We start from the raw sequence: 7,708 nt of genomic DNA on the forward strand, positions 1-7,708 counted from the left end.
CTCTCGGGAGGGAGGCGGCTCCCCGCCCCGGCGGGATCCGCCGCACCCGCCCGCTCCGGTCGAATGGAGCCACCGCCCGGGGCCGGCCACGGCCGACCGGCGGACGCCACCGACGACGAGACGAGGGGAGCGGGCCGTGATCGAGATCCAGGGCCTGACCAAGGAGTACGACGGCCGGCGCGTCGTCGACGACCTGACCTTCGAGGTCCGACCCGGCGTGGTGACCGGCTTCCTCGGCCCGAACGGCGCCGGAAAGAGCACCACCATGCGCCTGGTCCTCGGCCTCGACCGGCCGACCGCCGGACACGCGCTGGTCGACGGCCGGCCGTACGTTCGGCTTCCGGCCCCGCTGCGGACGGTCGGAGCGTTGCTGGACGCCCAGGCGCTGCACGGCGGCCGGACGGCGCACGGCCACCTGCGCTGGCTCGCCGCGAGCAACGGGCTGCCGGGACGCCGGGTCGACGAGGTGCTCGGCCAGGTCGGCCTGGCGGACGCGGCCGGGCGGCGGATCCGGGGCTTCTCGCTCGGTATGCGCCAGCGCCTCGGAGTGGCCGCCGCGCTGCTCGGCGACCCGCCGGTGCTGCTGCTGGACGAACCGGTGAACGGCCTGGACCCGGAGGGAATCCGCTGGATCCGCACCCTGCTGCGCGACCTGGCCGCCGAGGGCCGCGCGGTGCTGGTCTCCTCCCATCTGATGACCGAAATGGCGCTGACCGCCGACCACTTGGTGGTGATCGGGCGCGGCCGGCTGCTCGCCGACGCCGCCACCGCCGCGTTCATCGACCGCCACGGCCGGACCAGGGTCCGGGTCCGCGCCGTCGACCCGGCCAAGCTCGCCGCCCTGCTCGGCGACCCCGGCCACGGCCTGGACGCCACCGAAGTCGGCGGCGGCACCTGGGAGGTGAGCGGTGCCGAGCCCGAGCGGATCGCCGCGCTCGCCGCCGCCAACGGCGTCGTGCTGTACGAGATCGCCGTACAACAGGACTCACTGGAGGAGGCGTTCATGCGGATGACGGCCGACAGCGTCGAGTACCGTGCGGAGGCTGCCGCATGAGCGCTCCGGCTCCCGCCCTCGACGCCCTGCGCGCCGAACGGATCAAGCTCACCACCCTCCGCTCGCTCTGGATCACCCCAATGCTCGCCCTCGCGCTCACCGCCGGGGTCACCACCGCGATCGGCGCCGCCCTCGGCGGCAAGGATCACAGCATCACCGACGATCCGGGCGTCGGCGTCTTCTACGGGCTCAACTTCGGCCAGGCGGCGCTGGTCTGCTTCGCCGTCCTGCTGATCGGCCAGGAGTTCAACACCCGGATGATCGACGTGTCGCTCACCGCCGTCCCGCGTCGTGGCCGGCTGTACGGCGCCAAGCTCGCGCTCGGCGCGCTGGTCGGCCTCACCGTCGGCGCCGTCGGCACGGCGGGCGCCTTCGCCGGGTACGCGGCCACCGTCCCCGCCGAGTGGGACGGGCCCGCCTTCGTCCGCGCCGCCGTCGCCGGAGTGCTCTACCAGACCATGCTGGTGGTGCTCTGCCTCGGGACGACCGCCCTGCTGGGCAACCTCACCGCCGCCATGGGACTGCTGGTCCCGTCCCTCTTCCTGCTCTCGCCGCTGCTCGGCGGCGTACCCGGTATCCGCCTGGTGGTCCAGTTCCTGCCGGACCGGGCCGGCCAGTACGCGCTGCGCTACGCCGACGACCCGAAGGTCGCCTACGGCCACTGGACCGGACTGCTGATCATGGCGCTCTGGACGGCCCTGGCCGCGTACGGCGGCCTGCGCGCCCTGCGGCGCGCCAAGTGACCGCGGGCGAACGGAAGACGGGATTCAGGAAATGACAGGCAGGAGGCCGGAGATGGGGACCCCGGAGGTGGCGGCGCCGGAGATGGGCACGCCGGAGATGGCGGCGCCGGGAGCGGGGAGGCCAGGGATGGGAGCGACGACGAGCACGGTGTCCGACGCCCTGCGCGCCGAGCGGGTCAAGTTCACCACGCTGCCCTCGCAGTGGGCGGCCCCGCTGGTCGCCCTGGCGATGACCGTCGGCGTCACGGCGGCCGTCAACGCCGCCTACGGGGCGAAGGACCACACGCCCGGCGAGGACCCGGCCAACGGGATCTTCTACGGGTTGCTGTTCGGCCACGTCGCGGTGGCCTGCCTCGGCGTCCTGTTGATCGGCCAGGAGTTCAACACCCGCATGGTCGGCGCCTCACTCACCGCCGTCCCCCGGCGCGGCCGGCTGTACGGCGCCAAGCTCGCGCTCGGCGCGGGGCTGGGCCTGCTGCTCGGGCTGGCCTCGACGGCGGGCTCGTTCCTGGCCGTCGGCACCACCGTCGGCCTGGACCTCTCCACTCCGGGCCTGGCCCGCAGTTTCCTGGCCGGAGTGCTCTACCACCCGATGATGGTGCTGCTCTGTCTCGGACTGACCGCGATGATGGGGAACCTGAGCGCCGCGCTCGGCCTGCTGACCCCGATGGTGTTCCTGGGCACCACCTGGCTGGCCGCCATCCCCGGCGTCCGTGAACTCGGCCAGTTCCTGCCGGACCGGGCCGGCCTGTACGCGACCCGCACCAAGCCCGAGCCGGGCATCCACTACGGCCACTGGACCGGACTGCTGATCATGGCGCTCTGGACGGCCCTGGCCGCGTACGGCGGCCTGCGGGCGATGCGGCGGTACGAGCACCACTGACAGGGAGTGGACGGCGAACAGATGACAGCTGACAGATTTCGAAATCTGTCAGCTGTCATCTGTTCGCCGTTCCCCGTGCGGCCGCCCGGCGCGACCTCTCCGGCACCCGCCGCGAATCGAGATCGGGCGACGTCGGAGCATCGACGAACCCGGCACGGTCCTCGACTTGACGCAGTCCCCCGGCGTCCCGTCCGTGAGCGCCTGGCGCGGCGGTAGTGTCGAAAGCGGCCCGAGAAGGACCGGGTCGACGGCGCAAGGGGTGGGGAAACCCGGGGGAATTCGCGCTCTCCGGGGATCGATTCGGCCAGCGGACCGGATGTTTGACGCTTCATCAGACATCGGTGGACCACGGTGGCCTCGCCTCGCCCTTCTCATCCACAGAATCCAACCGAGGGGAACGGGTTCCATGCAGATCACGCTGTCCTGGACGCGTCTCGTCAACAGCCCGGACAACGACCCCGCGGAGGCCGTGGGCCGCGGCGAGGTGTGGCAGGCGATGCTTCACAAGGCGGAGGAGCCGGTCAGCTACGTGCCCGCGATCACCGCGAGCACCATCGAGGAGCGGTACGAGGTCGGCTACCTGCGCCGTGCCGAGCGGGGTGAGCGGGTCCTGGTGCAGCGGGTCACCCCGGACGAGCAGGCCGGCCGGATCACCTTCACGAGCGATAACACCACCGACTTCGCGGAGATCGTCAACCAGCTCGGCGAGACGCCGGCCGGGGAGCTCACCCTGACGCTCCTGCTCACCCTCACCGAGGAAGCCTCCGAGCGCGCCACCCGGGAGCCCGAGTACCTGGCCGACATCACCTCCGACTTCACCGAAACCGCCGACGCGATGACCGCCCGGCTGCGCGTCACGGCCGGGGAGACCGCGGCTCAATGAGCGGTCCGTCGCACCGGTCCGATGTCAATCGCCGCCCCTTGTCAGAAGAGTGAAGAATGATGACGCACGTCTCACGCCGTAGATTCCTGTCGAAGAGCGCGGTGACCGGCGGGTCCCTCGCGGGGCTCGCCCTGGTCCCCGCCGCGGCCCGAACCGCCATCGCCGACACACCGAGCACCCCCGACCCGACCGCCTCCACCATCGCACCGACCGCACCGGGCGGCACCTTCGGGCCCATCACCGTGGCGTCCGGCGACCGCCGGTACCCCGACCTGGTCTGGGGCCACAACCTCCGCTGGGTGGGCACGCCCGACGAGATACGCGTGGTGGGCAACGCCGACCAGGTGCTCCAGGCGGTCCAGGACTACGTACGCGCCGGCAAGCGGATCGCGGTCCGCGCCGGCGGCCACTGCTACGAGGACTTCGTCACCGACTCCGGTGTGCGGGCGGTCATCGACGTCTCGCTGATGAAGGACGTCTTCTACGACCCGCAGTACCGGGCCTTCGTGATCGAGCCGGGCGCGCTGCTCGGCGACGTCTACACCAAGCTCTACAAGGGCTGGGGCGTCACCATACCCGGCGGCACCTGCCCCACCGTCGGCGCCGGCGGCCACATCGTGGGCGGCGGCTACGGCGCCCTGTCCCGCAAGCACGGCCTGACGGTGGACCACCTCTACGGCATCGAGGTCGTCGTGGTGGACGCCAGGGGACGCGCCCGCAAGATCGTCGCCACCCGGGAGGCCTCCGACCCCAACCGCGACCTGTGGTGGGCGCACACCGGCGGTGGCGGCGGCAACTTCGGCATCATCACCAAGTACCTGATGCGGTCCCCGGGCGCCAAGGGCTCCGACCCCACGACGCTGCTGCCGCAGCCGCCGTCGCAGGTGATCCTCAGCAGCGTGTCGTGGTCGTGGTCGGGCATGACCGAGGCGGCGTTCACCAGGCTGCTGCGCAACTTCGGGCAGTGGTGCGCCGACAACAGCTCGGCCACCTCGCCGTACGCCTCGCTGTTCGCCCAGCTCAAGCCGACGCACCGGTCGGCGGGCAGGTTCACGATGTCCACCCAGATCGACGCCGGGCTGGCGAACGCCGGCACGCTCCTGGACGACTTCCTCGCCGCCGTCAACGCGGGGACGGGCATCGACTACTCGGTGGACGACCGCCGCCTGGTCTCCTGGCAGCACGCCGTGACCCTGTGGCCTGGCTTCACCGCGCCCGACACCTCGGCGCGCTTCAAGGCCAAGTCCGCCTACCTGCGCCGGGGCTTCCCCGACGACCAGATAGCCGCCTTCTGGAAGAACCTGACCCGCACCGACTACAACGGCCCGATGTCGGTCGTCATGCTGACCACCTTCGGCGGCCGGATCAATACCGTCGGCGGCTCCGACACCGTCGTCGCCCAGCGCGACTCGGTGCAGAAGCTGCACTACATCACCTTCTGGTACGACCAGGCGGACGACCAGGCCCACCTGGACTGGATCCGCGAGTTCTACCGCGACGTCTACGCGGCCACCGGCGGCGTCCCCGTGTCCAACGACGTGACGGACGGCTGCTTCATCGGCTACGCCGACGTGGACCTGAACTCCCCGCAGTGGAACACCTCGGGCGCGCCCTGGCACACCCTGTACTACAAGGACGGCTACCCCAGGCTCCAGCGGGTCAAGGCCGCCTACGACCCGCTGAACATCTTCCACCACGACCAGTCCATCCGACTGCCGTCGAGCTCCTGACGTCCGGAGACGTCTCTTAGCGAGTTGTGAGGAACGCCCCCATGACACTGACGGAGCGCAATACCGTCGCCGCCCCGTCCCTCGGCGGGGCCGTCACCCGGCCCGGCACCGCGTTCGCGCTGCTGGCCGCGATGCAGACCGTCCTGATCTTCTCGATCACGATGCTCTCGCCGGCCCTTCCGTCGATCCAACGGCAACTGGACCTGTCGGACGCCCAGCTCACCCTGGCGAGCACCGCCTACGGGCTGTCCTTCTCCGGCCTGCTCCTGCTGGGCGGCCGGCTCGCCGACCGCGCCGGGCGGCGGCGGGTCCTGATCTGGGGGGTCACGCTGTTCGGCGCGGCCTCCGCCCTCGCCGGCTGCGCGCCCGACGCGGCGCTGCTGCTGGCGGCCCGGTTCGTGCAGGGCGCCGGCGCCGCGCTGGCCGCGCCGGCGGCGATGTCGCTGCTGGGGGTGGTCTACCGGGACCGTGCCGCGCACCAGCGCGCGGTGGCCGTCTGGGGGACCCTGTCGGCGCTCGGCGCGACCTCCGGGACGCTGCTCTCCGGAGTCGTCTGCGCCTACACGTCCTGGCGCTGGGAGTTCGCCGTCCCCGTCGTGGTGTCCCTGGTGGTGCTGGGGGCGGCACGACGGTTCCTCCCGACGGGGGAGAGCAGCTCGGCCGCGCCGCTCGACGTGCCGGGCAGCGTCCTGATCACCGTCGGCCTGACGGTGCTCACCTGGGGGCTGGCGGCCACCGAGACCGACGGGTGGAACAGCCCGGGCACCTACGGGCCCATCGCTCTGGGCGTCGTCCTGCTCGTCGGGTTCCTCCTGGTCGAACTCCGGGCCGCCAACCCGGTGCTGCCGCTGCGGTTCGTCGCCTCGCTGCCCAGGGCCACCGCGCTGTGGGCCGTGCTGGCCGCGTCGGCCGGGATGTCCTCCGTGTTCTACTTCTTCTCGCTCTACTGCCAGCAGGTCAAGGGCGGCTCCCCCGCGCTGACCTCGCTCTACTTCCTGCCGTTCGCCGCGGCGCAGTTGCCGGCCGCCGCCTTCGTCGGACGGGCCATCCGGCGGCTCGGCCCGCTGAAGGTCCTGACGGCCGGCTTCGTGGTGGCGGCCTGCGGACTGCTGCTGCTGTCCGGCCTCAGCGCCGACACCGGTTTCACCGCGGAGATCGCCATCGGCATGGTCGTCTTCCCGCTCGGCATCGTCGGGGTGTTCGCCGGGGCCACGGTCGGCGCCGTCTCCGACGTCGACGAGGCGGACTCCGGGATGGCCGGCGGGGTCGTCAACACCTGCATGGAGATCGGGCCGACCGTCGGACTGGCCGTGCTCGCCACGGTCGCGGCGTCCCGCACCCTGCACCTGGGCGGCGGCACCGCGGCGACCGCCTCCGGATACTCCTTCGCCCTGGTCGCGGCCTCGGCCGTGTTCCTCGCCAGCGCACTGCTCGGGGTGTGGGCCATCCTCGCCCGCAAGACCAAGTAACTCCTGACGCACCACGGCCGTATGAGCGGCCGACATTACCGCAACACGAAAGGCACGCACATGACCGACCGCTTCTCGAACCGGATCATCCTCGTCACCGGAGGCGGCACCAACATCGGCCGTGAGACCGCCCTGCGCTTCGCCCGGGAGGGTGCCACCGTGGTCGTCGCGGGTCGACGTGTCGACCCGCTCACCGAGACCGTCAAGAACATCGAGGCGGCGGGCGGCCGCGGCGACTTCGTCCAGGCGGACGTCACCAGCTCCGCCGACGTCCGGCGGCTCGTCGCGACCGTCGTGGAGCGCCACGGCGGCCTGCACATCGCGTTCAACAACGCGGGCACCGTCGGCAAGCCGGCCCCCACCGCCGAGCTTGACGACGAGGTCTGGTCGAACGTCTTCGCCGTCAACACCACCGGCATCTGGCTGGCCATGAAGTACGAGATCGCCCACATGCGCGCCAACGGCGGCGGGACGATCGTCAACTGCGCTTCGAACATCGGGTTCCACGGACGCAGGCCCGGCATGTCCGCCTACGCGGCCTCCAAGGCGGCCGTGAGCGTCCTGACCCGCAACGCCGCCCGTGAGTACATCGCCGACGGTGTGCGGATCAACGGGATCAGCCCCGGTGCGACGGACACCCCGCTCTCGTTCCGGTCCGGCGAGGACCGCACGGCCCGTGACGAGCGGGTGCGCGACGCCGTACCGATCGGCCGGGTCGCCACCACCGAGGAGATCGCCAACGCCGTCCTGTGGCTGGCGTCCGAGGAGTCGAGCTACGTCGTCGGTCACGACCTGGTGATCGACGGCGGCACCACCGCCTGAGGTCCACGACGACGGCCCTTCCCGTCACGCCCCGGCTCGTCCCGGTCCGGTCCGGGACGAGCTCCGCGGGGAGGCCACCGTCCACCTCCCGCTCCCGGCCGCCCTGCGGCCGGAGCTGACGGCC

7 protein-coding genes are annotated in these 7,708 nt (G+C 71.9%); all 7 read left to right on the top strand.

Annotated features, from left to right (window positions below; translation table 11 throughout):
* Positions 1 to 136: 136 nt before the first annotated feature.
* The 7 genes from ACFRMQ_RS15210 (at position 137) to ACFRMQ_RS15240 (ending at position 7,584) form a co-directional block, all read left to right on the top strand.
* Positions 137 to 1,054 carry an ATP-binding cassette domain-containing protein gene (locus tag ACFRMQ_RS15210; protein ID WP_380730912.1) on the top strand — a complete coding sequence of 306 codons (918 nt, stop codon included), beginning with the start codon at positions 137 to 139 and terminating at the stop codon, positions 1,052 to 1,054.
* Entirely contained in the window at positions 1,051 to 1,797 is a 747-nt protein-coding gene (locus ACFRMQ_RS15215) for a hypothetical protein (protein WP_380730913.1), read from the top strand. Before ACFRMQ_RS15210 ends, ACFRMQ_RS15215 begins: the two co-directional genes overlap by 4 nt.
* Positions 1,798 to 1,924: 127 nt before the next feature.
* A complete protein-coding gene (locus ACFRMQ_RS15220; protein WP_380730914.1) occupies positions 1,925 to 2,680 on the top strand; it encodes a hypothetical protein in 756 nt (251 codons plus the stop codon).
* Positions 2,681 to 3,086: 406 nt separating this feature from the next.
* Positions 3,087 to 3,563 carry an AtaL-like protein gene (locus ACFRMQ_RS15225; protein ID WP_380730915.1) on the top strand — a complete coding sequence of 159 codons (477 nt, stop codon included), beginning with the start codon at positions 3,087 to 3,089 and terminating at the stop codon, positions 3,561 to 3,563.
* 59 nt (positions 3,564 to 3,622) lie between these two features.
* Positions 3,623 to 5,293, top strand: a complete 1,671-nt coding sequence (locus ACFRMQ_RS15230; RefSeq protein WP_380730920.1) for an FAD-binding protein — start codon at positions 3,623 to 3,625, stop codon at positions 5,291 to 5,293.
* 41 nt (positions 5,294 to 5,334) lie between these two features.
* Positions 5,335 to 6,762 (top strand): MFS transporter, encoded by a 1,428-nt coding sequence (locus ACFRMQ_RS15235; RefSeq protein WP_380730916.1) that lies wholly within the window; start codon positions 5,335 to 5,337, stop codon positions 6,760 to 6,762.
* A gap of 60 nt (positions 6,763 to 6,822) precedes the next feature.
* Complete coding sequence (locus tag ACFRMQ_RS15240) at positions 6,823 to 7,584, top strand: SDR family NAD(P)-dependent oxidoreductase (RefSeq protein WP_380730917.1); 762 nt, start codon at positions 6,823 to 6,825, stop codon at positions 7,582 to 7,584.
* Positions 7,585 to 7,708 lie beyond the last annotated feature (124 nt).

Origin of the sequence: Kitasatospora sp. NPDC056783, from assembly GCF_042789895.1 — a bacterium.
Taxonomy (GTDB): domain Bacteria; phylum Actinomycetota; class Actinomycetes; order Streptomycetales; family Streptomycetaceae; genus Kitasatospora.